This window comes from Synechococcus sp. CS-205 (genome assembly GCF_025128255.1).
Lineage (GTDB): Bacteria > Cyanobacteriota > Cyanobacteriia > PCC-6307 > Cyanobiaceae > Regnicoccus_A.
Genome location: NZ_JAHLZB010000042.1, coordinates 1 through 23,878 on the forward strand (window position 1 = coordinate 1; position 23,878 = coordinate 23,878).

Sequence of the window (23,878 nt, forward strand, 5' to 3'; positions counted from 1 at the left end):
AACCTGATCGAGCGCTATGGCTGCGTCGCCGGCTACCCCGATGGCACCTTCCGCGGCAAGAAGCCGCTGAGCCGCTGGGAAGCCGCTGCTCTGCTCAATGCCTGTCTCGATCGGATCACCGAGGTGACCGACGAACTGCGCCGTCTGCTCAAGGAGTTCGAGAAGGAACTCGCCATCCTGCGCGGCCGGGTCGACAACCTCGAGGCCAAGGTGGGTGAACTGGAGGCGACCCAGTTCTCCACCACCACCAAACTCAAGGGTAAGGCCACCTTTGTGGTGGGAGCTGTCAATGCCAGTGGTGATCGTCCCGGTGCCGGCGTCTTCGGTTCGTCGCCCACCTTTGGCAGCCGTGATGCTGCTGAAAAGTACAATGCTCAGTACGGTGCCACCACATTCAACTACGATTTAAGGCTGGAGCTTCTAACCAGCTTCACCGGCAAGGACCTCCTCTTCACCCGTCTGCGTTCCGGCAACTTCGATAATGCCTTCAGTGGTGATGGAGTCAATCTCACCGCCCTTGATGTCGCGAGTGGCGGCATTGGTGGAACCGATTCCATCGGTGTCGACCGTCTCTACTACCGCTTCCCGGTAGGCCGCGATTTCACGTTCATCCTTGGCCCCAAGGCCCGTAACACGGAGTCCGTGGCCGTTACCCCTTCCTTGTACGGCACCGGGGGAGGCGACAAGATCCTGGATGTCTTCCAGCTCTGGGGTGCTCCTGGCGTCTACAACAAGGCCACCGGGGCACTGGGGGCTGTGATCTGGAAGCAGAATGTGGAGAAAGGCCGTGGTCGGTTCAGCGCCTCCGCCAGCTACGTCGCTCAGCAGGGAAGCTCCGGTCAGGCCTTCGATGGCAACGAGAACGTCTGCTCCAGCAGCGAAGGCGGTATCGGCACCGATTGTGCCCGTGGCAACTTCCTGGCCCAGCTGAACTACACAGCCCCCCAGTGGAACGTGTCGCTGGCCTACCGCTATGGCCAGAAGGCCACCACCTTCCGCCGCGGCACGAATTTCGTGGCCAGCAACAGCTGGTTCCTGGTGGATGGTGAGTCGAACAACTTCGCCGCCAACGCCTACTGGCAGCCCAAGGAAAGTGGTTGGATCCCCTCGATCAGCCTCGGCTGGGGGATCAACAGTCTCTCCGGGAACAGCAACAATGCCCTGGGGGTGGAGTTCGTTGAGCCCTATGTGACCACGAGCCAGAGCTGGTTCGTGGGCCTGCAGTGGAGTGATCTGTTCGCCAAGGGCAATGCCGCCGGCATGGCGGTCGGTCAGCCTGTCTTCGCCACGGCCCTCTCCCGCGGCAGCAGCGACTCCGGCAGCACCACCCCCGCCGATGGCAATTACGTCTGGGAGTGGTGGTACAAGTTCCAGGTCACCGACAACATCGCCGTCACCCCCGCGATCTTCTACCTGAGCCGTCCGCTGGGACAGCTCACCGGTGACGACAACAGCTTCAGCAACTTCGGCGGTCTCGTGCAGACCACCTTCAAGTTCTGATTCTCTGCTTCACTGCAAGCACACCCTCACACCCCTCTTTGCCCCCGTCAGGGGGCTTTTTCATGGCTGCTCTCCTTGCCATGATGGCGTCAGCCACCACCTCCGGCCTTGAAGGCAGCCCTGGCCAGCAGCGATTTCTATGCCGTGCTGGGGGTGGCCTCCACGGCCGGAGCCGAGGAGATCAAGGCGGCTTATCGCGCCCTGGTCAAGCGTCACCATCCCGATGCCGGCGGGGACGACGCGGCGATTCTGGCCATCAATGCCGCCTGGGCGGTGCTGGGCGACGGTGACAGCCGCCGCCGCTATGACCTCAGCCGACGTCCCAGGGCCCACCGCCAGCGACCCAGCGCCAGCCCGGTGCCGGTCAGGCGAGGCCAGGAGCGTGATGGGGCCCTGCTGGGCTGGCTGCAGCGGGTCTATGCCCCGATCGATCGCCAGCTGGCTCAGGTGATCAACCCGTTCCCTGGTCAGTGGCGGGCCCTTGCCGCCGACCCCTACGACGACACCCTGATGGAGGAGTTCTGTTCCTATCTGGAGCAGAGCAAGAGCCGGATGGACAAGGCGGAGACCCTGTATCGCTCGATCCCCTGCCCAAGTGAAGCGGGTGGATTCAGCCTCAGCCTCTACCACTGCCTCAGCCAGGTGCAGGACGCCCTGCAGGAGCTGGAGCGCTACACCATGGGCTACGTGGACAGCTATCTCCACGATGGCCGCGAAATGCTCAGGGAAGCCAAACAACGGCGCAGCCGCCTCAAGGAGGAGCGCCGCCGGCTCGACCTCTGACCGAAGACGAGCAGAACTCAGCAGGCTTCGAGCTGATCGAGCCGCAGCCACACATCGGGCACCGGCCGGCGCCAGCGCAACTGGGCGAAGTCGCCGTTGAGGGCCAGCACTTCACCGGGCCCCTCGAACAGGTAGTCGGGGGGGGTGGGATCGCTGGCGGTCGCTTCGAGACTGCCCACGTAGGCAGCTCTGCTGACCTTCACCAAGGTGCCTTTCTTGATCGGAGTCGTCCTGGGAGGGGCGGCATCCGCGCTGGTCTCGGCCATGACAGTCAGCACTGCGCTGGGGCAAGGCTAAGCCCTGCCGGCTGGGGTGGGGGCCCCTTAGCCTCGGCCTGAATCAGTGCTGGGTGGGCCCGTGAGACTGCTGCTGCTGGGATGTACGGGGTTCGTGGGGCGCGAGCTGGTGCCCCAGCTCCTGGCGCGCGGTCACCAGCTGGTGGTGGTGAGCCGCCAGAGTCACTCCCTGGCGGGGCTGGAGCACCCGGCCCTGCGCCGCCACCAGGCCGATCCGGCCCTCGCGGCCACCTGGCAGGATCCTGATCTGCTTGCGGTCCTGGCCGAGGCGGAGGGGGTGGTGAATCTGGCCGGGGAGCCGATTGCGGAGAAGCGCTGGAGTGAGGAGCAGCGCCGCCGGCTGTTCGACAGCCGCCTCTGCACCACCAGGCATCTGGTGGAGGCACTGCAGGCCCATCCGAGGCCGGGCCGGGTGCTGGTGAGTGGCTCGGCCGTGGGTTACTACGGCAGCAGCGAAGAGACCTGCTTCAGCGAATCCAGCCCCGCAGCTGCCGATCTGCTCGCCCGGCTCTGCTGCGACTGGGAGGCCTCAGCCGATCGCGCCCCAGCCGACTGCCGGGTGGTGAAGCTGCGGATCGGGATCGTGCTCGGTCCTGATGGGGGCGCCCTCGGAAAGATGCTGCCGGTCTTCCGCTCAGGACTGGGTGGTCCGATCGGCTCCGGCCGCCAGTGGATGAGCTGGATTCACCGCAGCGACCTCTGTGCGCTGATCGTCACCGCCCTCGAGACCCCAGCTTATGAGGGGGTTTACAACGCCGTGGCCCCCCATCCCGTTCGCATGCAGACGTTCTCGGCAGCCCTTGGCCGGGTCTTGCAACGTCCCAGCCTGCTGCCTGTGCCGGCGCCGGTGCTGCAGTTGTTGCTCGGGGACGGAGCCGCGGTGGTGCTCGAAGGCCAGCAGGTGATCTCCCAGCGCCTGGCGGCCCAGGGGTTCAGTTTTCGCTACCCCGATCTCGATGCAGCCCTTGTCGCTGCCACCAACCCAGCAGCCCACTGACCAGGGCTGCTGCCATCAGCAGGCCGATCGCCGGGGTGAACAGGGGATCCCAGAGCCGCTGCAGCAACTGCAGTGGTGCTTCCACGTGCTGGCTGTGCAGCGCCACCGCCAGGGCGAACCACACCGCCCCCGCGATCACCAGGAACACATCCATCACCAGCACGGTGTCGATCCAGCGCTTCAGCCGGGGCGCCAGGGCTTCAGCGCTGCCGGAATCACTGGAGCGGGTCTGAGGGTTCATCAAGAGCCTGCAGGATCTGTTCGGCCATCCTGGCGGCACCGCCGGGACCACCGATGCGCTCCATGCCATTGCGACGGCAGCGCGCCCCCAGGTCGGTGTGCCGGAGCTGGCGCAGCACGTCATCCACCAGCTCGGCGCTGCCGCTCAGGCTTCGCTCCGAGCCTGGCTCCCCCTCGGCACTAAACAGGGAGGGCCCCAGCAGGCGCCGTTGGGCCTCGGCGAAATTGGGGCTGAACTGGGGGCCACCCCCCGCCAGCTGAACCACGGGTTTGCCCAGGCCCACGGCCTGTTCGGTGGCGGTGCCGGTCATCGCCAGCAGCAGGTCGGCCTGCTGGACGACCGCCGGGAACTGCCCCCAGTGCAGGTTCAGCTCCAGCCCTCCGCGGCGCAGCCGCCCCCCAGGCTCAGGCCGCCAGCCCAGGGGCCGGCTGATCCTGGCCACCGTCTCGGCGTCGATCGCGCCCACCAGGGCGGCGTGCAGCTGGAGGCCGCCCCTGGCTTGCAGGGCGTCCGGGAGGCGAGCGAGCACCTGCAGCATCAGCTCGAAGTTGCGCAGGGCCTCCGGCAGCCGGCTGCCCGGCAGCAGCCCGAGTCGGGGGCAGGCTGTGCCGTGAGCGGAGTCGTCGAGGGGGGGCGCGTTCTCCAGGACCCGATCCAGGAAGGGGTTGCCAAGGAAATCCACCGGCCGCCCCAGCTGGTGGCTCAGGTCGATGGCGGTGAAGGCGTCGCGGCTGAACACCCGCCGGAAGCGGCGGCTGCGCAGGCAGCTTCCACAGGGCCAGGGCAGGCGGAGGCGGCCTTCGTAGTGGCTGGAGTAGGCCACCAGATAGGTGACCACCGGCCGGCGGCTGCACCAGGCCGCCAGCACGGGGATCACATCGCCGACCACCACCACCGCCGCGCAGCGTCGGGCCTCCCTCAGGAACAGCACCAGCTGGCTGAGCAGGTAGGTGGCCTGGCCCTGCATCAGTTCGGTCAGGCGCCCGCCGAGGCTGGTGTAGCCCAGGCCACCGGTGCTGAATTCCCGGGTGCGTCCGAGCACGGGCAGTCCGGCCTGGTGGTAGGCGTTGCCATGGCCCACCAGGGGCAGGGCCACCACCTCCTGCCCTCGCTGCCGTAATTCCTGCCCGATCAGGCTGCCGCTGAGGTCTTCCCCGTGGCCGTTGCTGAGCAGCAGCAGGCGCCGCGGGCGATCCGACCGCGTGGGAGCACCAGGGGTCAACCCTGCAGCCAGGCCTTGACCTTCTCCAGGGCCTGCCAGCCCGGACGACGCCTGAGCCCATCGGCCATGGCGTCGTTCAGTTCGCTGGCCAGCTCCGGCGAGACAGCCGTGATGCGCAGCACCAGATCGATGTGCTCACGCACCCCTTTGGCGCCTGATTCGAGCATGGCCAGGCAGAGGTTGACCCTCGCCTGGGGGTCCTGGGGGTTGAGCTTGACGGCCATCCGGGCCGAGCGGAGCGCCGCTTCGGGTTGCTGCTCCAGCAGTTGCAGCCAGGCCAGGCAGGTCCAGGCGGCCGAGAGGCGGGGGGCCTGGGCCGTGATCGTCAGGAAGTCGTCGAGCACGTCGGCGGCCGCTGCGCCCTCCTGGTAGCGGCCAATGGCCTGATCGAAGAGGGCTTCAGCGGACTTGGTGGTGGCCGTCATCGGCTGCGGCTGCACAGGGGACACTCAGATTCCCACGCTGGAGGTCCGCCTGAGAGGGCCTCAGACGGCGAAGGAGCTGCCGCAGCCGCAGGTCTGGCTGGCATTCGGGTTGGTGAAGTTGAAGCCACCGCCGATCAGAGCCGAACTGAAATCCAGCTGCATGCCGTAGATGTAGAGCAGGCTCTTGGGATCGCTCACCACCCGGAAGCTGCAGGTGCCATCGGGCTCATAGACGTAGAGCTCGTCATCGTCGCGGATCCCGGAGCTGTCGATGAAATCCATCGTGTAACTCATGCCGCTGCAGCCGCCGGAGCGCACGCCCACCCGCAGCAGCTTGTCGTTGCCCTGCTGCTGCATCAGGGCGGCCAGCTGCTTCATGGCCGGCTCGGTGATCCGGATGCCTTTGCCGTCCTTGCCGGTGTGTGTGGCCACCGGGGAAGTGGCGATCTCCTGGACGGGGGCTGGGGCATCGGTGGTGGAGCTGCTCATGGGCGACGCCTGGCTGAGGTGGGACGGAATGTGGAGCCACTCTATGGAGGAGTTCGAATCTCCGGCGCATCGCCGCCGCCGGAGATGGATCCATAGAGTCGACGGATCTCCAGGAGTCAAGGGTGCGCGTCGCGATTGTGGGAGCCGGTCTGGCCGGTCTGGCCGCCGCGGTCGATCTCTGTGATGCCGGCCACCGGGTCGACCTCTACGAATCCCGCCCGTTCGTGGGCGGCAAGGTAGGCAGCTGGGTCGACGACGGCGGCAACCACATCGAGATGGGACTGCACGTCTTCTTCTTCAATTACGCCAACCTCTTCGCGCTGATGCGCAAGGTGGGGGCCTTCGGCAACCTGCTCCCCAAGCAGCACACCCATCTGTTCGTGAACAAGGGTGGGGATCTGCGCGAGCTGGATTTCCGCTTCCCGATCGGTGCCCCCTTCAATGGCCTCAAGGCCTTCTTCACCACGCCCCAGCTCCACTGGATCGACAAGCTGCGCAATGCCCTGGCCCTGGGCACCAGTCCGATCGTGCGCGGGCTGGTGGACTACGAGGGGGCGATGCGGGTGATCCGAGCCCTCGACCGGATCAGCTTCCGCGACTGGTTCCTCAGTCATGGCGGCAGCACCCGCAGTGTGGAGCGGATGTGGGATCCGATCGCCTATGCCCTGGGTTTCATCGATTGCGAGGCCATTTCGGCACGCTGCATGCTCACCATCTTCATGATGTTCGCCTCCAAGACGGAGGCATCCAAGCTCAACCTGCTCAAGGGCTCACCGCACCGCTGGTTGCATCAGCCCATCCTTGACTACATCGAAGCCCGCGGCGCCAGGATCCACCTGCGCCACCGGGTCAGTGAGGTCTGCTTTGACGAGGGGGAGGGCCCGGAGAGTGCTCCCCAGGTCACGGGTCTGCGCCTGGGCACCCCCGATGGCGAGATCAGCGTGGAGGCCGATGCCTACCTTGCGGCCTGCGACGTGCCCGGCATCCAGCGTCTGCTGCCCCCCTCCTGGCGCCGCTATGCCCAGTTCGAGAACATCTACCGGCTCGAGGCGGTTCCTGTGGCCACTGTGCAGCTCCGCTACGACGGCTGGGTGACCGAGCTGGGGGAGGGCGAGGCTCAGGCCGCCTCGCGCCGTGATCTCAGCCGGGCGCGTGGGCTCGACAACCTGCTTTACACCGCCGACGCCGATTTCAGCTGTTTCGCCGACCTGGCCCTGGCCAGCCCTGCCGATTACCGCCGAGAGGGTCAGGGCTCCCTGCTGCAGTGCGTGCTCACGCCGGGCGATCCCTGGATCACGCGCAAGACCGACGAGATCGCCGCCTTGGTGGACGCCCAGGTGCGGGAGCTGTTTCCCTCGTCCCGCGACCTCCGACTGATCTGGAGCAACGTGGTCAAACTGGCCCAGTCGCTATACCGCGAGGCGCCGGGCATGGAGCCCTTCCGCCCTGAGCAGCGCACGCCTGTAGCTAACTTCTTCCTGGCGGGCAGCTACACCCGGCAGGATTACATCGATTCAATGGAGGGAGCCACCATGAGCGGACGCCTGGCGGCCGCTGCCATTCTGGATCAACCGGTGCGGCTCGCCACTGTTGCCGCCGTGGCCTGATCAGCATGGGACGTTGGCTTGAGCACAGTGTGACCACGGAGATCCATGCTCCGGTGGATCGGGTCTGGGAGGTCTGGAGCGACCTCGAGGCCATGCCGCGCTGGATGCGCTGGATCGAGTCGGTGGTCACCCTCGATGACCCGGATCTCACCGACTGGACCCTGGCCGCCCAGGGGTTTCGCTTCCACTGGAAGGCCCGCATCTCCCACCGCGTCGAAGCCCAGCAGTTGCACTGGGAATCGGTGGGAGGGCTGCCCACCAAGGGAGCCGTTCGCTTTTACCCGCAGTCCGAGCGCCTCACCGTGGTCAGGCTGACCGTGAGCTACGAGCTGCCCGGTGCCCTTGCACCCCTGATGGAACCAAGCATCCTTGGAGGGATCGTCACCCGCGAACTTCAGGCCAACCTGGATCGCTTCCGGGACCTTGTGGAGCAGGAGCATGGCCAGTCCTGAGCGGCGCCTCACCGTCAAGGCTCTGGTGCAAAGCAGTACTGAACTCGCGCTCATTCCCCTGCTCCTCGCCGGCCTGGCCGGCTGTGGAGGCACTCCCACTGCCGACACCGGGGCTGCTCCAGCCCCACCTGCCCCCGGGGCCGCCCCCAGCCCCGAGAGCGAACCTGCCCAGGCGGCAGCAGCCGTTGAGAAGGCGGGATTCACCCCCTTGCCCAGCCCCGAGCAGGTGGAGGCAGCGATGCCCCCTGGCCGGCTCGACCCGTTTGCGCCCCTGGCGGTCACCCGTGTGACCACTCCAGCCTCCCGGGCACGGGTGCTGGTTCAGCCTCCCCTCAACCTGCCCGATGGCTTTCGCTTCCAGGGGGTGATCAGCAGCGGTGGACGCCCCATGGCCCTGGTGCAGTTCGGCCAGCAGAGCGGCTCGCTGGCGGTCGGTGATGCCGGTGGCCGCACCACCGATCTCCTGCCCGAGGCCTGGCGGGTGGTGGCCATCGATGTGCTGCGGGGCCGCCTGACCCTGGCCAGCCGCCAGGGCCAGGCCAAGGGCCAGGTGGTGATCGCCGAGCTCTAGAAGCGCTGACGCCCAGGTGCTCAGGCTGCTCCCAGGGCACGGGCGCAGGCCTCAACCAATCCCTCCAGGTCATGGGGATCGGCTTCGCCATCCACCCGACCCAGCAGCTCCCGGCAGGTGGCGCTGGTCTGGGGGCCGATCGACACCAGGGCCACGGGCTCCAACCGGTCCCGCCAGTCCTCCCCCAGGTCCTGCTGCAGCAGGTGCACGGTGTGGCGCACGGTCTTGCCGCTGGTGAAGGTGATGGCCTCCACCTGACCCTGACGCAGGGCAGCGGCGGTGGCCAGGGGCAAGTGGGGAGGACAGCGGGACTCATAGGCGGCCGCTTCCACCACCCTGGTGCCGGCTTCCGCGAAGGCTTCCGCCAGCAGGGTGCGCCCCCCGCTCTGGACCCTTGGCAGCAGCAGGCGCTGGCCCCAGCCCGAGACAGGGAAATGCTCGATCAGGCTGTCGGCCACGAAACTGGGGGGCACGAAATCGGCCGGGGCTCCCAGCTGCTCCAGCCTGATGGCAGTCTTGCGGCCGACCGCTGCGATCTTGAGGCCCCGGGGGCGATCACCGAGGTTGCGTCCGATCCGCTGCAGCCGCTGCTCCACCGCTTCCACCCCGTTGACGCTGGAGAACACCAGCCAGTGGAAGGACTCCAGGTCTTCGAGAGCGTCATCGAGGGGGCCCCATTCATCGGGGGGGCCGATCACCAGGGCAGGGAGGTCGAGCACACGGGCGCCGGCGCGCTCGAGCAGCCCCCGGGCCTCGCCCAGCTGCTGCTCGGCCCGGGTCACCGCCACCACACGACCTGAGAGCACGGCTTTCTCCATCAGTCGTCCAGTCTCACCATGGCCCCCGCCTGCTGCTGAAGTCGCTCCGCTGCCAACGGCTGGCCCTGTTGCCGCAGCAGGGCGATGGCCAGCCGAAAACTGGCGCGGGCGGCGGCGATGTCGCCCGACAGCAGCTGGGCCACCGCTCGGTTCTGGTGGGTTTCGGCGTGATCGGGGGCCAGGCTCATGGCGGTGTCATAGGCCTGGAGGGAGCCGCGGATGTCGCCGAGCCGGCGGCGGATCAGGCCGAGGTTGTACCAGCCCAGGGCCAGCTCGGGGGCGTCGCGGGTCACGGCATTCGCCAGCAGGTCGGCGTCTGCCGTGGCGCCCTCCTGCAGTAGCAGGGCCGCCAGGTTCAGCCGTGCCGCCGCCTGCAGGCGTGGATCGAGCGGCAGTTCCAGGGCCTCCCGGTACAGGGCAGAGGCCCGGGCTGGATGGCGGCTGGCCTCGGCCATCGCCAGATGCAGCAGCAATTCATAGCGCTCGGGGTGGGCCTCGGGCGGGCATGTTCTCAGCCCTGCCCTGAGCAGGCTGATCCCGCGCTTCACGTTCCCCTCGCTGATCTCCAGGCCCCCCAGCTTGGCGCTGGCGTAGGCATTGCCGGGATGGTCCCGCAGCTCCTGCTGCATGGCCCGCCGCAGCTGCCTTGCCTTGCGGCCATCCGAGAGCAGCTCGGGCCGGTAGCCCTCATGGCGGATCGCCGGCTGGGGACAGTCCACCACCCGCCAGCGGGGCTCGCTGGCCATCAGCTCTGCCACGCTGTCATCGACCATGGCGTGGTACGGCCGGCTCCAGCGGATCTTTGGCTGCCGCCTGAACAGCCGACTGACACTGGAGTAGGGCGATTGCCGCGCTCCAACTTCCTGGCGCAGCAGATTGATCAGCAGGGTGTCGGGATCGGCCATCAGCGCCCGCAACGGGGCTCGGGCTTCCTCCAGCAGCTGCTCGTCGGCATCGAGCACCAGCACCCAGGTGCCCCGCACCCAACCCAGGGCCTGGTTGCGGGCTGGCCCGAAATCCCCGGGCCAGGGGATCTGCTCCACCCGGGCGCCGTGGGCCCTGGCCACCGCCACCGTGTCGTCACTCGAGCCGGTGTCCACCACCACCATCTCATCGACAAAGCCTGCCACCGATTCGAGGCAGCGGCCGAGGCGCCCGGCTTCGTTGCGCACGATCATCGACAGGCTGAGCATGGCTGCGGCCCGCATCCGTGGGCGAGGTTAGGGCTTGAGCCGCGGGCAGGCTCAGTCGGTGAAGCCGCCCTCCGAGGCCTGGCTGGATGCAAGGCCGAGACGGGTGAGCAGGGCGGCCTGGGCCAGGGGCATCTGCGCGGGGCTGTAGCCCGCTGGGAGGCTCCGTGGCAGCAGAGGCTCCAGGGCCTCCCACAGGTACGGACTGCCCAGCACGGTCAGGCCCGCCAGCCGGCCAGTCCGCAGCAACTGCCGGATCACCGCAGGCCAGGGCTCATCTCCTCCGGCGCTGCCCCGAAAGGGGTTGCCCCGCACGAACAACTGCAGCAGCAGCGGACCTGCCGGCAGCCGCTCGAGGGCAAGCGGTGCTTCAGGGTCTCCACTCCAGGGGCTGGGGGCACTGGCTTCGATCAGGCAGCTCTGGTAGCCGGCCGCTGCCGGTAGCCGCAGGGCCGGGGCCATCGCCGGCAGGAAGGGACAGGCCAGGCTGTTGTCCAGGCGGATCAGGTTGACACCCGGGCCCGCCGGCAGGCCCGGGGTACCCCGGGTCTCGAGGCTGAGCTCCACCAGCTCCAGCGCCAGGGCCTGATCCTGGGGCGTCTCCAGCTCGCCCAGCCCCTCCAGGGGCACCAGGGCGGCTCCAGGGGCTCGGACGTCCAGGGCCGCCAGGGCCTCCTCGCGGCGCTGCAGGCTCTGCCTCAGCTGCTCCATCGCCAGGCGCCCGCTCTGGAACCCCTCCACCAGGCCGTCGATGGCGGCATCGGCGTCGGCGGGCATCAGGATCAGGTCCGAACCCGCCTCGAAGGCGAGCACGGCGGCCTCCTCCGCCCCCCAGCGGGAGGCGATCGCCTCCATCACCAGGGCATCGGTGATCACCAGTCCGGCAAACCCCAGCTCCTGCCGCAGCAGCCCCGTCAGCACGGGCCGCGAGAGGGTGGCCGGCAGCAGCGGGTCCAGCGCGTCCAGCTGCAGGTGGGCGGTCATGACTGCCGCGCAGCCTGCGGCGATGGCCGCCTGGAAGGGGGGCAGCTCGATGGCCTCCAGCCGGTCCCGCCCATGGGCCAGCCGGGGCAGCTCCAGGTGGGAGTCATCGCTGGTGTCCCCGTGGCCGGGGAAGTGCTTGGCACAGCAGAGCACCCCTTCGGCCTGAGCCCCCTCCAGGAAGGCCGTTGCCAGCGCGCCCGCGGCGGCGGTGGTCTCCCCCCAGGCGCGCACATTGATCACCGGGTTCTCGGGATTGTTGTTGACATCGCAGACCGGAGCGAGGACACCGTTCAGCCCCAGCTGCCTCGCCTGACGGCCCGTGCAATGGCCGTAGCGGCGTGCAAGGGAGAGGGCGCGTTCCGGATCACTGCCGTGCAGGCGTCCCAGGGCCAGGGGTGGCACCAGCCAGCTGGCACCCTCGAAGCGTTGTCCCACGCCCTCCTCCACGTCGGCGCAGATCAGCAGCGGGTGCTCTGACCAGCTGCGCAACTGCTCGCCGCGCAGGCGCAGTTCGGCTGCACTGCCTCCCAGCAGGATCACCCCACCCACCCCTTCGGCGAGCAGCCTCCTGAGGGCGTCGTTCTCCAGTTCCCAGCGGGGATAACGCCGTTGTCGGTCGGCTAGGTGGCCGCTGCCGCGGATCACCAGCAACCGGGCCACCTGTCGGCGCAGCTCAGCGGCCGGCGGGAGCGACTCAACGGCGTGCTGCCGGCGCGTGCTCATGCCGGGCCGACGTCGCCGTCATCGCCTGCTTCAGGTGTGACGGCCTCGCGCTGCTGGCGTTCCTCGCCGAGTTGGCTGAGCAGCCCCAGCACCGAGCTGCCCTTCTCCAGCCCGCGATCGAGCACAAACTGCAGTTCGGGCGTGCGACGCAGATTCAGCCGTCGTGCCAACTCGCCTTTCACGTAGGGAGCTGCCGATTTCAGGCCTGCCAGAGCCGCCTGGCGGTCCTGGTCGCTGCCGAAAATGCTTACGAAAACCTTGCAGTGCTGCAGATCACCGGCCACCTCCACCTGGGTGACGCTCACCATGCCGAGCGAAACCCTCTGATCCTTGATGCCATGGACCAGGAGTTCACTGATCTCACGGCGGATCAGGGAGGCCATGCGCTCCACCCGTCGGCCCTGTGCCATCCCTACGCCAGTGGTGCTGGATTCACCATGGCACGCAGCACCAGGGTCAGGCTGATCATGCCGCTCACCAGGGCCCCGACAAGGGCCACGGCGGTGACGGGGTTGCTGCGCCGTTTGAGCAGGGGCTGGAGCACGGAGTTGAACACACCGAGGCTGAAGGCCACCAGGTAGCGCGGGTAGCGCGTCACGTTGAGGAAGAAGTCCTTCATGGCGCAGGCAGGCGGGGCGGGGGAATCGAGATGGTGGCGTGGACGGGCGTTGAGGCTGCCCGCAGGGGTGACCCGGCGGTGAGCTGGGCAGAGAGCCGCCCACGCCGGTGGAACGTGAGGGCTACTCTGCCGCCCAAAGGACCGTGCCGCCGATGCTCGAGCTCCACCAGTTCCGCCACTCCTCGTTCTGCGAGAAAGTGCGGCTGATCCTGGCCGCCAAAGGGCTGGAGTACCGCACCATCGAAGTCACCCCGGGCCTGGGGCAACTGGAACTGTTCCGTCTCTCCGGCCAGCGCCAGGTGCCGGTGCTGGTGAATGGCGGTGAGGTGATCGCCGACTCCAGCGCCATCGCCCAGCACCTGGAGAGCCTGGTGCCGACCCCTCCCCTGGTCCCCAAGGATCCGGCCGATCGGGCCCGGGTGCTGCTGCTGGAAGACTGGGCCGACACGGCCCTGGCCACCGGAGTCCGTCAGGCCCTGCTGCAGGCTGCCGGCTCAGATTCCGTGCTGCGCGGTGCCCTGCTGCCGGAGGCCACCCCCGCTGTGCTGCGCTCGCTGGTGGGGGCTCTGCCCACCGATCTGCTCACCTCGCTGGGCGACACCATCGGCCAGGCTGAGCGCCGCCAACTTCAGGCGAACCTCGAGCAGCTGGCGGTGCTTCTGGCTCCTGGCCGTTTTCTTGTGGGCGACCAGCTCTCCCTGGCCGATCTGGCCGTGGCCGCCCAGCTGTCCCTGCTGCTCTTCCCGGCCAGCGCCGGTGCCCCCCTGGCCGGTCGAGGCATTCCTGGCCTGGCCGACCACCCCCTGCTCACCAGCCTGTTCGCCTGGAGGGATGGGCTCTACCTTTCCCTGGGCCGAGGCGCCGTCAGCGAGCCGGCCTCCCCGCCCACCCCTTGATCAGGGCGCGGATGGGTTGCGGCTGAGCAGGAGCCGGAGGTGATGACTGCCGTTGGCACGGGCCACCAGCCCCTGCTCCGGTGACGGGTAGCTGGCCTGCCACTGCTCCGCCCTGATCAGCTCGTGGCCTGGGGTGCGGCTCACGAGCCGGTACCGGCTGAGGGTCTCCACACGGCTGATCCTGGCTCCCCCGGGACCGTGCATCACCTGCAGGGCCAGTTCGTCGGCGATGAACTCCTCCTCCCGGGTCAGGGCCGGCGAGGAGGACTGGCTGCGGCGCCCGATCACGGTGGATTCCAGCTCCATATCACCCCGCAGCAGAGCCAGCTGGCGGTTGGGATTGGCGGGGTCGTTGGCCACCGTGAGCAGCTGACCTCCCAGCAGTGCATCACCCACCTGGGTGGCGTTGAAGGCGCGATCGCCCACCACCGCGCCGCGGCCATCGCGCAGAAAGCGCACGGCATAGGGCGGGATCGGCTCGTGACACCCTTCTTCCAGGCTGAGCACCCACCAGGCCCCGTCGAACCAGTCCGGATAGCGCAGGTCGCTGCGACCGGGGCGGCTGAGGGGAGCCGGCAGGGACCAGGCCGGCCAGGCTTCCAGCCGCCGCTGCAGGGGGCTGTCGAGTGGGCTGGCCGCCAAGGCCTGCCCCGGCCAGAGGGTGAGCAGGGCGACCAGGATGAACGCGATCCGAGAGCTGAGCATGTCCGATCCCCTGCTGCGGGAACTCGATCATTACGTGGTGCTGGAGCCCTCCCGGGGTGAGCGCATCCTCACGGCCGCCGAAACCCTCGCCTGGCTCACCGCGCAGCTCGCTGAACTGGAGGAGCCCCCCGCCGACCTGCGCGCCCTCTCCAGCGACCGCGAACGAGCCGAACGGCTGCTGGAAACGGCCTGTGAGCTGGAGCTGGAACCCGGACTGGCGATTCAGTGGTATGCCGTGCGCCTGGAGCCACCAGCGGGTTGATGGACGAACCTTCGCTGGACTCAGTTCAGGCCTGGGATCCGTTCAGGTCTGAACAGGTGTTCAGGTTGGCTGTGCTGGAGCCGCTGCCATCGACCAGCTGCGCCAGAGCTTCCGGCGGCTCCTCCCGCTGGCGCAGCACCGTGGGGATCGCCTCCAGCACCTGGCGGGCCACGGCCACGGCAGCTCGCCCGTCCTGGAGCACCCGCAGGTCGGCCTGGCTGTAGAGGTGCCGGCGTTCGCTCAGCAACTGCCGCAGCCGCCCCTCGGGATCTGCGTTGGCCAGCAGGGGCCGCTGACCTGGATCGTTCCGCAGGCGCTCCAGCAGCAGCTGCTCGGGGGCATCCAGCCAGACCACCAGCCCCTGCCGCATCTGGCCCCAGTTGCCGGGGAGGCTGACCACGCCACCGCCTGTGGCCACCACCAGGGAATGCCAGCAGGCGATTCGGTTGAGGACGGCTGACTCCAGCTCGCGGAAGCCGGCCTCCCCATGTTGCTCGAACAGCTCGGGGATGGAGTGGCATGCATGCTGCTCCAGCACGCTGTCGGCGTCGATGAAGCGGTACCCCAGAGCTTCAGCGAGGGGGCGCCCGACGCTGCTCTTGCCGGCCCCCATCATCCCGACCAGATAGATGTTCAGCCCCTGCAGGCGTAGGGCCAGCTCCAGAGAGTCCTCCGCGGCTTTGGCGGTCTGCCCGGCTTCTGGGGAGAGGCTCGCGGCGGAAGGCGGTTCGGAGGCCATGGGGTCTGGGCGGTGCAGCGGTGGATCAGGCGCAGCCAGGGGCGGGATCCCTAGGATGGCCCAGCAGGACGCTGCCTCGTCGATGGCCACTGGGACTCTGGCGATGCCCACCACCCCCATCCCTGGCAGTTCAGCCGGCTCGCTTCGCCATGGCCGAGGCCGAGGCTGTGTGATCACCCGCCGGGCCCTGTTCAGCGCCAGTCATCTTTACCGGTTGCCCGAGCTGACCGGCGAGGAGAATGCCAGCCGCTTCGGCCGTTGCAGCCTCCCTCCGGGTCACGGCCACAACTACGAACTGATCGTGGCGATGGCCGGTCCGCTCGATGGCGATGGCATGGTGCTGAACCTCTCGGATGTGAAGCACGCCATCCGTCGGGAAGTCACCGATCCCCTCGATTTCCGTTTCCTCAACGACTGCTGGCCGGAGTTCGACCTCAGCCGGCCCCAGGGGCGGCTGCCCACCACGGAAGCCCTGACCCAGGCGATCTGGACACGCCTGGCGCCGCACCTGCCGCTCGTCGGTCTCCGCCTTTACGAGCAACCCACCCTCTGGGCCGATGTCATCGGCAACCCCATGGAAGCCTTCCTTTCGATCCGCACCCACTTTTCCGCCGCCCACCGCCTGGCCCGCGAGGAGCTCTCCCAGGGCGAGAACGAAGCGATCTACGGCAAGTGCGCCCGCCCCCACGGCCACGGCCACAACTACCTGCTCGATGTCACGGTGCGCGGAGCGATCGATCCCCGCACCGGCATGGTCTGCGACCTCAGTGAGCTGCAGGGCCTGGTGAACGAGCTGGTGGTGGAGCCCTTCGATCACACGTTCCTCAACAAGGACGTGGCCCACTTCTCCACCTGCGTGCCCACCGCCGAGAACATCGCTCTGCACATCGCTGATCTGCTCAGCGCACCGATTGCCGCCACCGGTGCCGCTCTGCACAAGGTGCGCCTGCAGGAGAGCCCCAACAACGCCGCCGAAGTGTTCGCCGAAACCCCACTGCTCGAGTCCCGCCCTGCGGTGCTGGAGGCGCTGGCCAGCGCTTGAGTCAGCCGCGGCTGCGGCTTGTGCTGGCCGTCAGCCTCGATGGCCGGCTCGCTCCAGCCCAGGGAGGCGCCGCCAAGCTCGGCGGTGCCGGTGACCGCACGGCGCTGGAGGAGGCCCTGGCCTGGGCCGATGGCTGCCTTGTGGGCGCGGCAACGCTTCGGCTGCACCGCTGCACCTGCCTGATCCATCGCCCCGAGCTGCTGGAGCGTCGCCGACTCGAGCAGCGCCCCCCCCAACCCCTCACGCTGGTGGTCAGCCGCGGCCGCGGCCTCGAGCCGGATCTGTCCTTCTTCTCCCAACCCCTTGAGCGATGGTTGCTCTCGCCGGGGCAGGCGCAGCAGGGATTCGATGCCCACGTGCCCCTGGGTGATTGGCGCGACTGCCTGGCTGAGCTGGCGGCCCGTGGGCTTCACCGGCTGGTGGTGCTCGGGGGCACTGGGCTGGCCACGGCCCTGCTGGCCGAGGGGTTGGTGCAGGAGCTGCAGCTCACCGTCTGCCCCCTGCTGCTGGGGGGCAGCCATGGCTGGGTGAGCCCCCTGGCGCCTGATCTCAGTGGCCGCAGCTGGGAGTTGCTGGAACACCGGCCCCTCGGGGGCGGTGAACTGCTGCTGCGCTATTCCTGCTGCTCTACTCCCGAGGGGAGATGGGCAGCTTGAAGCGGCGTTGAAGATCATCCAGGGACACCTCCCTGAGGCTGTCGGCCGGCAGCCCCAGCAGTTTGGCGACGCAGCGCTTGACCACCACTTCGCTGTCGTTGCCGAAGCGGCCCCGGGCGAGTTCGCTGATCACGCCGAAGCTGCGCCCGCTGCTCTCGGCCTCCTCGATCAGGCAGGTGCTGGCCGGTGCCGCCAGGCGTCGGCAGGGTTCCTTCAGGCTGCGTTCCAGGCCCGCCTGGCCGCCGGCGGCGGCACTCAGGCACACCTCACTCAGCTTCCTCTCCAGCTGGGGCCGCATCAGACGCAGCACCGGCCCCAGCAGGCTGGCCGAGGCCGCTGGAGGTGCTCCCAGCCCGGCCGTCCCGGCCGCCGCCATCGTCAGGAGTGCCGTCGCCAGAGCCCGTAAGTGGTGCAGTCGTTGCGCCATGCGGTTAGTTTTGCGCCTCGCCGTCCCGCCAACGTGTTCCTCCGCCATGGCTGAGCTTCAGGCCCGCTGGCACCGGGCCATCACGGAGATTCCTCCCGTGGCCTGGCACGAACTCGTGGGGCCAGCCGCTCTTCCCTTCTATGGCTGGCCCTGGTTGCACGCCCTTGAGCGCTCGGGCAGCATCGTGCCCCGCCAGGGCTGGCAGCCCTGCCACCTGAGCCTGTGGCGCCAGGGGCGGCTGATTGCCGTGGCGCCGCTCTACCTCAAGGGTCACAGCTACGGGGAATTCGTCTTCGATCAATCCTTCGCCCAGCTCGCCGGCCAGCTCGGCCTGCGCTACTACCCGAAGCTGGTGGGCATGAGTCCGCTCAGCCCTGTGCAGGGGTATCGCTTTCACATTGATTCCGGAGAAGATGGAGCAGCGATCACGGCACTGATGCTGGAGTTGATCGATCAGTTCTGCCGAGAGCAGAAGATCTTCAGCAGCAACTTCCTCTACGTGGATCCCCTTTGGCAGCCCTGGGCGGAAGCGGCAGGCTGTGCCACCTGGCTGAATCAGCAGAGCCTCTGGAGCAATGACGGCTTCAACAGTTTTGAGGATTATCTGGCGGGTTTCAATGCCAACCAACGGCGCAACATCCGGCGGGAGCGGCGCTCGATCGCCTCGGCCGGCTTGCAGGTGACGCCCGTGGCGGGTGCTGCGATTTCAGCCGCCATGCTGGAGCGGATGCACCATTTCTACGCGCAGCATTGCAGCCGCTGGGGCCCCTGGGGCAGCAAGTATCTCAGCGAGGAGTTCTTCCACGTGGATGCTCTCGAGCTGCGGGAGCATCTGGTGCTCTTCAGTGCCCATGGGGGCGATCCGAGCGATCCGGTGGCCATGTCGCTGTGCGTGCGTGCTGGCGATGCCCTCTGGGGCCGCTACTGGGGCAGTGATCAGGAGATCGAGAACCTGCACTTTGAGGTCTGTTACTACGCCCCGATCGAGTGGGCGATCGAACAGGGCATCCGTGGTTTTGATCCTGGGGCTGGCGGGCGCCACAAGCGGCGTCGGGGTTTTCTGGCCGAGCCCAGGGCCAGCCTGCATCGCTGGCATGACCCTGGTTTTGAGCGGTTGCTGCGCCGCTGGCTGCCTGAGGCCAATGCCCAGATGCTCGAGGAGATCAAGGCGGAGAATGCCGAGCTTCCCTTCAGCCGCCGGGAACTTCCCCTGGGCGCCTGCTGAAGCGGATGTTTACGATCAGAGGATGAACAACCGCGTCGCCACGACTCCTTCCTCCAGCCCTTCTGCAGCCTCGATCACCCCGGGGCCCGTAACCGCTTCGCGTCTGCATGAGCTGCGTGAGCTCGATGAACGTCTGTCGCAGCGCCCGATTGATCTCGACCCCGCGGGGTATGTGCTGATCAGCCTGGACCGCGAGCGCACGGAGTTGGTGGCCGAGCTTTACAGCAACGGCATCAATGCCAGAGGGCTGGCCACGGACCCCGAGACCGGTGAGGTGCTCAGTTGCCGGGGGGGGGCACCCCGCCAGCCCCTGGTCGTCTTCCGTGGTCGCACAGCGAAAGAGCTGGGTATCCAGCTCACCGAGGGGGTCATCCCCGCTCCGATCAGTCGGTTGGATCACGCCCTCTACCTCGGACGGGAGCTGCAGAAGGCCGAGGCGGCCCTGCGCTCGGGCGAGTCGTACATCCAGGACTGATGGGCGTCAGGCGGGCTGAAGCTCCTTGACCTCGGAAGGGGCCGTAGGGGGTTCCGGGGGCAGTGACTGAAGCTGCACCTCGATCTCCTCGGTCACGATGCTCCGATATTCCATGAAGTGTTCGTTGTGGGCGAGCACCACCAGGAACTGCTCCAGCTGGTCGGGATTCGTCCTGGCCATGGAGAGGAGATAGCGCCAGAAGCGGCCACGGGTGTCGCGGATCAGACCCTGGCGCCAGATCACGATCAGCAGGGCGCGAACATCGGTCCAGGCAGGGATCTTGAAGGTGGAATGCTCGGGCTTGAGAAAGGGCTGCCAGCGGGGCTTGCCCACTTTGTGGTAGTAGCTGAAGACCCGATCCATGTAGGCGTTGGGCTCGTAGAGGTTGCAGAAGGCCTCGACGTATTCGTTGGCGATGTCGCGGATCGGCCGGGTGGGCACGAAGTTGAGCAGGTTCGTCTGGTTCACCCCCTTGGCGTCGGCCTTGTCCTGAATCAGGCGACCTTCCTTCTCGAGCCTGTACCAGAGCCCTGTGTTGGGGAGGGCCTGCAGCATGCCCATCATGGCGGCGGGGATGCCTGTGCGGGTCACGAACTCGACGATGCGCTTGCCGGCACCGGTCTTTTCTCCGTCGAAGCCGATGATGAATCCGGCCATCACCCGGATGCCGTAGGAGGTGATCCGGTCAACGGACTCCTCCAGGGAGCTGCGGGTGTTCTGAAGCTTGCGGGCCGTTTCCAGGCTGGCTTCATCTGGGGTCTCGATGCCGAGGAAAACGCTGTCGAAGCGGCTCTCGGCCATCATCAGCATCATTTCCTCGTCGGAGGCCAGATCCACGGACGCTTCGGTGGCGAAGCTGAAGGGATAGCCATGATCGATCTGCCACTGCTTCAGAGCCGGCAGCAGCAACTTGGCGTTGCGCTTGTTGCCGATGAAGTTGTCATCAACCAGGAAGATTGAGCGACGCCAGCCCAGGTCATAGAGATACTGCAACTCGGCGATCAGTTGCTCGGGGGTCTTGGTGCGGGGCTTGCGGCCGTAAAGCACGATGATGTCGCAGAACTCGCACTGGAAAGGACAGCCCCGGGAGAACTGAACCGACATCGAGTCGTAGGCGTCGAGCTCCAGCAGATCGAAGCGGGGAATCGGAGTGCCGGTCACGTCCGGCTTCTCCCCTTCGGAACTGAAGCGTCCCTGCTGCTCGCCCCGCTCCAGGGCCTCAATGAACATCGGCAGGGTGATCTCACCTTCATCGAGCACCTTGAAGTCGGCCAGAGCGATCTCAGGGGCATCGGGGGTGGAACTGGCGAAGGGGCCGCCCACGGCCATGGGCAGACCCCGCTGCTTGGCTTTGGCGATCTGGGCCGCCATGTCGGACTTCTGAACGATCATCCCGGAGATGATCACCAGCTCCGCCCAGTTCCACTCTGCCTCGGTGACCTCCCGCACGTTGCGATCAACCAGTTTGAAGTCCCATTCCTGGGGCAGAAGGGCCGCCACTGTGACCATCCCGAGCGGGGGCAACAGCACCTTGCGGTTCACGAGCTCGAGAATTTTCTCGTAGCTCCAGAAGGTCTTGGGAAATTCCGGGTAGACGAGCAGGGCACGCATTCTGATCCGGTTCGTAAGGCGGGGGCACAGGACTGGCCGGCCAGGAGCCTGCCTCCGCGTGGGTTGGGCGCCAGCCTAAGGGCAACCCACGGCAACAGGGTCGCTCTGCTCTAATGATCAGGTTGTATTTCCGTGCTGGTCATGGCGGCAGCTCTGTACCTGGTTCTGGTGGCTGCTGGGTTGGCCACGGCCTTCCTGCTCTCCACGGTTCTACGCGGCATCAAACTGATCTGAGTCCACGGGATTCAGGCGCAGCCCCCAGCGGCTGGTGAGCTCCAGCAGCCCCAAGGCCAGGCCCACGCTGCCCATCAGGGCGAAGGTGGCCGGTAAGCCCACCCTCATCACCAAACCGGCGGCGATCAGGCCACTGAAGCCACCGCCGCCCAGAAAGGCGATCTGCCCCAGCCCAGCCATCCTCCCGCGCAGCACCAGCGGCGATCCCACCTGCAGGATCAGATTGCTTCCCGCCAGCAGCCCGGCGGTGCCGGCTCCGATCAGAAAGGTCATGCCCAGCCGGAAGGCTGTGGGTGCCGTCAGGGCCATGCCCAGCTGGGCCACGCTGGTGAGAACGGCACAACCGCCCAGCAGCAGGGAAGGCCGCTCACTGAGCCAGTGGCTGCGTCGTTGCAGCAACAGCCCGGCGCTGATGCTTCCAGCCGCCAGCATGCTCGTGAACCAGCCCAGGGACTGGGGGGAAGGGCCCAGCACCTGCGCGGCGATCAACGGGGCCAGGCCGGGATGAAAGAAAAGGGCCAGGCAGGCCAGGCCGGTGAACACCACCACGTGGCGCAGGCTGGCGCCGCAGCCCCTCCAGGCGCTGCCAAGGCTGGAACTTGAGCCGTTGCCGCTCGTCCGCTCGGCGCTGCGCTCGGGCTGCAGCAGCCACAGCACCGTGGCGATCGGCAGCAGATAGGTGGCCGCATCGATGGTCAAGGCCATGGCGGGTCCCGTCAGGGCGAGCAGCAACCCACCGATGGGCGGTCCCACCAGCTTGCCCACGTTGAACACCACTGAGAAGGAGGTGAGATAAGGGGCCAGCTGTGCAGGCTTGTCCACCAGCAGGGCGCAGTATTTGTTGCGGGCGGTGAGCTCGAAGGCGCTGGCCAGGCCCACCACCAGGGTGCTGAGCAGCAGCAGGCTCACCTGGGCGGCCCCCGTCAGCCAGGGGATGGCCACTGCCCCCAGGGCGGCACCGGCCGCCAGGCCCCATTGCGAGCGGATCAGCACCTGTTCGCAGCCGATCCGGTCGGTGAGCACCCCGGCCCTGCCGCTGGCCAGCAGGCTGGGCATCGCCAGGGCGCCGAAATGCAGGGCCAGCAGCAGGGGATTGCTGGTCTGGTCCATCAGGATCCAGCCCTTGGCGGTGAGACCGGCAAAGGAGCCGGCAGTGCTCAGACCTGACGCGATCAGGAAGGTGGTGCGCTGATTGCGGCGGATCCAGAGCCTCAACCGCGGCCCCCGCGGGCGGAGAGGGCCTCTTCCACCATGGCCCGGGCGCCGACCACCTCACCCTGTAGGTCGTAGGGGGTGGAGGCCGTGAGGCGCACCGGCACCATCGTTCCTGGGGAGGCGCAGAGGCCGCCTGGGCCCGGGCTCACCCGCACTTCCCCATCAACCTCGGGTGCGAAGCGGCCGCAGCGGCCGAGCATCTCGCCACTGCTGGGGTTCTCCTGCTCGATCAGCACATCGACGATCCGCCCCACCCAGCTGGCATTGCGTTCCGCCGCGATCGGTTGCTGCGCCGCCATCAGCCGGTTGCGGCGCTCGATCGCCACCTCAGCCGGCACGGGATCGGGCAGCTCCACCGCTGCGGTGCCGTCTTCCGGAGAGAACGTGAACACCCCCACATGGTCGAAGCGCTGCTCCTCCACGAAACGAAGCAGGTGCTCGAAGTGCTCCTCGGTTTCACCGGGAAAGCCGACGATGAAGGTGGTGCGCAGCACCGCATCGGGCAGCTGGTCGCGGATGCGTCCCAGCAGCTCGGTGGTCAGGCCGGTCTGCCAGGGGCGATTCATGGCCCGCAGCACCTCGGGATGGCTGTGCTGCAGCGGCAGATCCAGATACGGAAGCACATTCGGCACCTCCCGGTAGGCGCGCAGCACCTCCGGCGTGAGGCCCGTGGGATAGGCGTAGTGCACCCGGATCCAGGGGATCTCCACCTCGCCAAGGGCCCGCAGCAGCTCAGCGAGCCGGGGCTTGCCGTAGAGGTCGAGGCCGTAGTTGGTGGTGATCTGGCTGATCAGGATCAGCTCCTGCACCCCCTGGTTGGCGAGTTGATGGGCTTCGGCCACGATCGACTCGATCGTGCGGGAGCGTTGGTCGCCCCGGAGCCTGGGGATGATGCAGAAGGCGCAGCGGTAGTCGCAGCCCTCGGCCACCTTGAGGTAGGCCACGGCCTCGGAGGTGGTGCGGTAGCGGGGCAGATGCTCATCCCCCACGAAGGTGGGCACCGCGCTGACCCGGTTCACCCGTTCACCCGCCTCCACACGCTCCAGCACCTCCACGATGTGCTGGTAGTCGCCGGTGCCCACGATCGCCCGCGCTTCCGGCAGCGACTCCAGCAGCTCCTCGCGGAAATGCTGGGCCAGGCAGCCGGCGATGATCAGCTCCTTTCCCTGTTCGGCCAGTTCCACCAGGGTGCGCACCGATTCCTGCCGGGCGTCCTGGATGAAGCTGCAGGTGTTGACCACCACCACCGCCGCATCCCGTTCATCGGCGCTGATCCCGTACCCCGCCTGAGCGAGCAACCCCAGCATGTGCTCGGTGTCCACCCGATTCTTTTCGCAGCCGAGGTGGGCGAAGGCCACCGTGGGTCGGTCGGCTCCGGGTTCACCGGTACGGACCGATCCTGCGGGGAATTCGGCGCTGGCAGAAGGCATGGGTTGCGATGGTCGAAAACCGTGACCGTGGGTTGAACCCTTCA

At 67.7% G+C, this 23,878-nt stretch carries 28 protein-coding genes; 12 read left to right on the forward strand and 16 right to left on the reverse strand.

Going from position 1 to position 23,878, the window contains the following annotated elements:
• Together KQ297_RS10495 and KQ297_RS10500 are read left to right on the forward strand one after the other, a co-directional pair.
• A partial coding sequence (locus KQ297_RS10495; protein ID WP_259739373.1) for an iron uptake porin occupies positions 1–1,500 on the forward strand: 1,500 nt, incomplete at its 5' end.
• 108 nt (positions 1,501–1,608) lie between these two features.
• Positions 1,609–2,283 (forward strand): J domain-containing protein, encoded by a 675-nt coding sequence (locus KQ297_RS10500; protein ID WP_259739374.1) that lies wholly within the window; start codon positions 1,609–1,611, stop codon positions 2,281–2,283.
• Positions 2,284–2,300: 17 nt separating this feature from the next.
• On the opposite strand, the gene KQ297_RS10505 is transcribed toward KQ297_RS10500, so the two are convergent.
• The gene (locus KQ297_RS10505; protein WP_259739375.1) at positions 2,301–2,549 is read right to left on the reverse strand and encodes an NAD(P)H-quinone oxidoreductase subunit O; all 249 of its coding nucleotides are present in this window, start codon (positions 2,547–2,549) and stop codon (positions 2,301–2,303) included.
• Positions 2,550–2,640: 91 nt separating this feature from the next.
• On the opposite strand from KQ297_RS10505, the gene KQ297_RS10510 reads away from it, so the two are divergent.
• Positions 2,641–3,576 (forward strand): TIGR01777 family oxidoreductase, encoded by a 936-nt coding sequence (locus tag KQ297_RS10510; RefSeq protein ID WP_259739376.1) that lies wholly within the window; start codon positions 2,641–2,643, stop codon positions 3,574–3,576.
• Here the strand turns inward: KQ297_RS10510 and KQ297_RS10515 are convergent.
• The 4 genes from KQ297_RS10515 to KQ297_RS10530 are packed head-to-tail and all read right to left on the reverse strand — an operon-like array spanning position 3,512 to position 5,953.
• A complete protein-coding gene (locus KQ297_RS10515) occupies positions 3,512–3,817 on the reverse strand; it encodes a hypothetical protein (RefSeq protein ID WP_259739377.1) in 306 nt (101 codons plus the stop codon). The genes KQ297_RS10510 and KQ297_RS10515 overlap by 65 nt on opposite strands.
• Positions 3,792–5,039: a lipid-A-disaccharide synthase-related protein gene (locus tag KQ297_RS10520; protein ID WP_259739378.1), complete on the reverse strand. Its 1,248-nt coding sequence runs from the start codon at positions 5,037–5,039 to the stop codon at positions 3,792–3,794. Before KQ297_RS10520 ends, KQ297_RS10515 begins: the two co-directional genes overlap by 26 nt.
• Positions 5,036–5,464, reverse strand: a complete 429-nt coding sequence (locus tag KQ297_RS10525) for a tetratricopeptide repeat protein (RefSeq protein WP_185467050.1) — start codon at positions 5,462–5,464, stop codon at positions 5,036–5,038. The genes KQ297_RS10520 and KQ297_RS10525 overlap by 4 nt, the downstream gene beginning before the upstream one ends.
• 60 nt (positions 5,465–5,524) lie before the next feature.
• A complete protein-coding gene (locus tag KQ297_RS10530; RefSeq protein WP_259739379.1) occupies positions 5,525–5,953 on the reverse strand; it encodes an iron-sulfur cluster assembly accessory protein in 429 nt (142 codons plus the stop codon).
• Between the two features lie 122 nt (positions 5,954–6,075).
• Between KQ297_RS10530 and zds the strand changes: the two genes are divergently transcribed.
• From zds to KQ297_RS10545, 3 genes are read left to right on the forward strand one after another with little or no spacing between them, the layout of a single operon-like run.
• Positions 6,076–7,560 (forward strand): 9,9'-di-cis-zeta-carotene desaturase, encoded by a 1,485-nt coding sequence (gene zds, locus KQ297_RS10535; RefSeq protein WP_259739380.1) that lies wholly within the window; start codon positions 6,076–6,078, stop codon positions 7,558–7,560.
• Between the two features lie 5 nt (positions 7,561–7,565).
• On the forward strand, positions 7,566–8,012 hold the full coding sequence (locus KQ297_RS10540) for an SRPBCC family protein (RefSeq protein WP_185467053.1): 447 nt from the start codon (positions 7,566–7,568) through the stop codon (positions 8,010–8,012).
• On the forward strand, positions 7,999–8,583 hold the full coding sequence (locus tag KQ297_RS10545) for a hypothetical protein (protein ID WP_259739381.1): 585 nt from the start codon (positions 7,999–8,001) through the stop codon (positions 8,581–8,583). The genes KQ297_RS10540 and KQ297_RS10545 overlap by 14 nt, the downstream gene beginning before the upstream one ends.
• Positions 8,584–8,603: 20 nt before the next feature.
• Here KQ297_RS10545 and KQ297_RS10550 read toward each other — a convergent pair whose 3' ends face one another.
• Genes KQ297_RS10550 through KQ297_RS10570 form a run of 5 tightly spaced genes read right to left on the reverse strand, consistent with a single transcriptional unit; the run spans position 8,604 to position 12,917 of the window.
• Positions 8,604–9,401 carry a uroporphyrinogen-III synthase gene (locus KQ297_RS10550; protein WP_259739382.1) on the reverse strand — a complete coding sequence of 266 codons (798 nt, stop codon included), beginning with the start codon at positions 9,399–9,401 and terminating at the stop codon, positions 8,604–8,606.
• Positions 9,401–10,594 carry a TPR domain-containing glycosyltransferase gene (locus KQ297_RS10555; RefSeq protein WP_259739403.1) on the reverse strand — a complete coding sequence of 398 codons (1,194 nt, stop codon included), beginning with the start codon at positions 10,592–10,594 and terminating at the stop codon, positions 9,401–9,403. Before KQ297_RS10555 ends, KQ297_RS10550 begins: the two co-directional genes overlap by 1 nt.
• Before the next feature lie 51 nt (positions 10,595–10,645).
• Positions 10,646–12,298: a glycoside hydrolase family 3 N-terminal domain-containing protein gene (locus KQ297_RS10560; protein ID WP_259739383.1), complete on the reverse strand. Its 1,653-nt coding sequence runs from the start codon at positions 12,296–12,298 to the stop codon at positions 10,646–10,648.
• Positions 12,295–12,708: a 30S ribosome-binding factor RbfA gene (gene rbfA / locus KQ297_RS10565; RefSeq protein ID WP_259739384.1), complete on the reverse strand. Its 414-nt coding sequence runs from the start codon at positions 12,706–12,708 to the stop codon at positions 12,295–12,297. The genes KQ297_RS10560 and rbfA overlap by 4 nt, the downstream gene beginning before the upstream one ends.
• 2 nt (positions 12,709–12,710) lie before the next feature.
• Positions 12,711–12,917, reverse strand: coding sequence for a DUF751 family protein (locus KQ297_RS10570; protein ID WP_185467058.1), 207 nt, complete (start codon positions 12,915–12,917; stop codon positions 12,711–12,713).
• Between the two features lie 152 nt (positions 12,918–13,069).
• Between KQ297_RS10570 and KQ297_RS10575 the strand changes: the two genes are divergently transcribed.
• Positions 13,070–13,813 carry a glutathione S-transferase family protein gene (locus KQ297_RS10575; protein WP_259739385.1) on the forward strand — a complete coding sequence of 248 codons (744 nt, stop codon included), beginning with the start codon at positions 13,070–13,072 and terminating at the stop codon, positions 13,811–13,813.
• Here the strand turns inward: KQ297_RS10575 and KQ297_RS10580 are convergent, their stop codons facing one another.
• Positions 13,814–14,518, reverse strand: coding sequence for a DUF6816 family protein (locus tag KQ297_RS10580; RefSeq protein WP_259739386.1), 705 nt, complete (start codon positions 14,516–14,518; stop codon positions 13,814–13,816). It abuts the gene before it with no gap.
• On the opposite strand from KQ297_RS10580, the gene KQ297_RS10585 reads away from it, so the two are divergent.
• A complete protein-coding gene (locus tag KQ297_RS10585) occupies positions 14,517–14,780 on the forward strand; it encodes a chlororespiratory reduction protein 7 (RefSeq protein WP_259739387.1) in 264 nt (87 codons plus the stop codon). The two genes, KQ297_RS10580 and KQ297_RS10585, sit on opposite strands and share 2 nt — an antisense overlap.
• A gap of 25 nt (positions 14,781–14,805) precedes the next feature.
• On the opposite strand, the gene KQ297_RS10590 is transcribed toward KQ297_RS10585, so the two are convergent.
• On the reverse strand, positions 14,806–15,519 hold the full coding sequence (locus KQ297_RS10590; protein WP_259739388.1) for a shikimate kinase: 714 nt from the start codon (positions 15,517–15,519) through the stop codon (positions 14,806–14,808).
• Between the two features lie 103 nt (positions 15,520–15,622).
• On the opposite strand from KQ297_RS10590, the gene KQ297_RS10595 reads away from it, so the two are divergent.
• Together KQ297_RS10595 and KQ297_RS10600 are read left to right on the forward strand one after the other, a co-directional pair.
• On the forward strand, positions 15,623–16,561 hold the full coding sequence (locus KQ297_RS10595; RefSeq protein WP_259739404.1) for a 6-carboxytetrahydropterin synthase: 939 nt from the start codon (positions 15,623–15,625) through the stop codon (positions 16,559–16,561).
• Positions 16,558–17,217 carry a dihydrofolate reductase family protein gene (locus KQ297_RS10600; RefSeq protein ID WP_259739389.1) on the forward strand — a complete coding sequence of 220 codons (660 nt, stop codon included), beginning with the start codon at positions 16,558–16,560 and terminating at the stop codon, positions 17,215–17,217. The genes KQ297_RS10595 and KQ297_RS10600 overlap by 4 nt, the downstream gene beginning before the upstream one ends.
• On the opposite strand, the gene KQ297_RS10605 is transcribed toward KQ297_RS10600, so the two are convergent.
• On the reverse strand, positions 17,189–17,644 hold the full coding sequence (locus KQ297_RS10605; protein ID WP_259739390.1) for a hypothetical protein: 456 nt from the start codon (positions 17,642–17,644) through the stop codon (positions 17,189–17,191). The genes KQ297_RS10600 and KQ297_RS10605 overlap by 29 nt on opposite strands.
• A gap of 46 nt (positions 17,645–17,690) precedes the next feature.
• Here KQ297_RS10605 and KQ297_RS10610 point away from each other — a divergent pair, with 46 nt between their 5' ends.
• Together KQ297_RS10610 and KQ297_RS10615 are read left to right on the forward strand one after the other, a co-directional pair.
• On the forward strand, positions 17,691–18,869 hold the full coding sequence (locus KQ297_RS10610) for a GNAT family N-acetyltransferase (RefSeq protein WP_259739391.1): 1,179 nt from the start codon (positions 17,691–17,693) through the stop codon (positions 18,867–18,869).
• Between the two features lie 22 nt (positions 18,870–18,891).
• Positions 18,892–19,344, forward strand: coding sequence for a DUF4346 domain-containing protein (locus KQ297_RS10615; RefSeq protein WP_259739392.1), 453 nt, complete (start codon positions 18,892–18,894; stop codon positions 19,342–19,344).
• A 6-nt stretch (positions 19,345–19,350) separates the two neighbouring features.
• On the opposite strand, the gene KQ297_RS10620 is transcribed toward KQ297_RS10615, so the two are convergent.
• From KQ297_RS10620 to rimO, 3 genes are all read right to left on the reverse strand, one after another.
• Complete coding sequence (locus tag KQ297_RS10620; protein WP_259739393.1) at positions 19,351–20,955, reverse strand: B12-binding domain-containing radical SAM protein; 1,605 nt, start codon at positions 20,953–20,955, stop codon at positions 19,351–19,353.
• A 210-nt stretch (positions 20,956–21,165) separates the two neighbouring features.
• Positions 21,166–22,404: an MFS transporter gene (locus KQ297_RS10625; RefSeq protein ID WP_259739394.1), complete on the reverse strand. Its 1,239-nt coding sequence runs from the start codon at positions 22,402–22,404 to the stop codon at positions 21,166–21,168.
• On the reverse strand, positions 22,401–23,834 hold the full coding sequence (gene rimO / locus KQ297_RS10630; RefSeq protein ID WP_259739395.1) for a 30S ribosomal protein S12 methylthiotransferase RimO: 1,434 nt from the start codon (positions 23,832–23,834) through the stop codon (positions 22,401–22,403). The genes KQ297_RS10625 and rimO overlap by 4 nt, the downstream gene beginning before the upstream one ends.
• Positions 23,835–23,878: the final 44 nt, after the last annotated feature.

Coding starts and splice junctions, on each gene's coding strand:
- KQ297_RS10570 (WP_185467058.1), bottom strand. CDS start 12,917: ATGAAGGACTTCTTCCTCAACGTGACGCGCTACCCGCGCTACCTGGTG.
- KQ297_RS10525 (WP_185467050.1), bottom strand. CDS start 5,464: ATGACGGCCACCACCAAGTCCGCTGAAGCCCTCTTCGATCAGGCCATT.
- rbfA (WP_259739384.1), bottom strand. CDS start 12,708: ATGGCACAGGGCCGACGGGTGGAGCGCATGGCCTCCCTGATCCGCCGT.
- KQ297_RS10610 (WP_259739391.1), top strand. CDS start 17,691: ATGGCTGAGCTTCAGGCCCGCTGGCACCGGGCCATCACGGAGATTCCT.
- KQ297_RS10585 (WP_259739387.1), top strand. CDS start 14,517: ATGTCCGATCCCCTGCTGCGGGAACTCGATCATTACGTGGTGCTGGAG.
- KQ297_RS10620 (WP_259739393.1), bottom strand. CDS start 20,955: ATGCGTGCCCTGCTCGTCTACCCGGAATTTCCCAAGACCTTCTGGAGC.
- KQ297_RS10555 (WP_259739403.1), bottom strand. CDS start 10,594: ATGCTCAGCCTGTCGATGATCGTGCGCAACGAAGCCGGGCGCCTCGGC.
- KQ297_RS10540 (WP_185467053.1), top strand. CDS start 7,566: ATGGGACGTTGGCTTGAGCACAGTGTGACCACGGAGATCCATGCTCCG.
- KQ297_RS10515 (WP_259739377.1), bottom strand. CDS start 3,817: ATGAACCCTCAGACCCGCTCCAGTGATTCCGGCAGCGCTGAAGCCCTG.
- rimO (WP_259739395.1), bottom strand. CDS start 23,834: ATGCCTTCTGCCAGCGCCGAATTCCCCGCAGGATCGGTCCGTACCGGT.
- KQ297_RS10575 (WP_259739385.1), top strand. CDS start 13,070: ATGCTCGAGCTCCACCAGTTCCGCCACTCCTCGTTCTGCGAGAAAGTG.
- KQ297_RS10615 (WP_259739392.1), top strand. CDS start 18,892: ATGAACAACCGCGTCGCCACGACTCCTTCCTCCAGCCCTTCTGCAGCC.
- KQ297_RS10505 (WP_259739375.1), bottom strand. CDS start 2,549: ATGGCCGAGACCAGCGCGGATGCCGCCCCTCCCAGGACGACTCCGATC.
- KQ297_RS10545 (WP_259739381.1), top strand. CDS start 7,999: ATGGCCAGTCCTGAGCGGCGCCTCACCGTCAAGGCTCTGGTGCAAAGC.
- KQ297_RS10580 (WP_259739386.1), bottom strand. CDS start 14,518: ATGCTCAGCTCTCGGATCGCGTTCATCCTGGTCGCCCTGCTCACCCTC.
- KQ297_RS10590 (WP_259739388.1), bottom strand. CDS start 15,519: ATGGCCTCCGAACCGCCTTCCGCCGCGAGCCTCTCCCCAGAAGCCGGG.
- KQ297_RS10595 (WP_259739404.1), top strand. CDS start 15,623: ATGCCCACCACCCCCATCCCTGGCAGTTCAGCCGGCTCGCTTCGCCAT.
- KQ297_RS10550 (WP_259739382.1), bottom strand. CDS start 9,401: ATGGAGAAAGCCGTGCTCTCAGGTCGTGTGGTGGCGGTGACCCGGGCC.
- KQ297_RS10530 (WP_259739379.1), bottom strand. CDS start 5,953: ATGAGCAGCTCCACCACCGATGCCCCAGCCCCCGTCCAGGAGATCGCC.
- KQ297_RS10605 (WP_259739390.1), bottom strand. CDS start 17,644: ATGGCGCAACGACTGCACCACTTACGGGCTCTGGCGACGGCACTCCTG.
- KQ297_RS10560 (WP_259739383.1), bottom strand. CDS start 12,298: ATGAGCACGCGCCGGCAGCACGCCGTTGAGTCGCTCCCGCCGGCCGCT.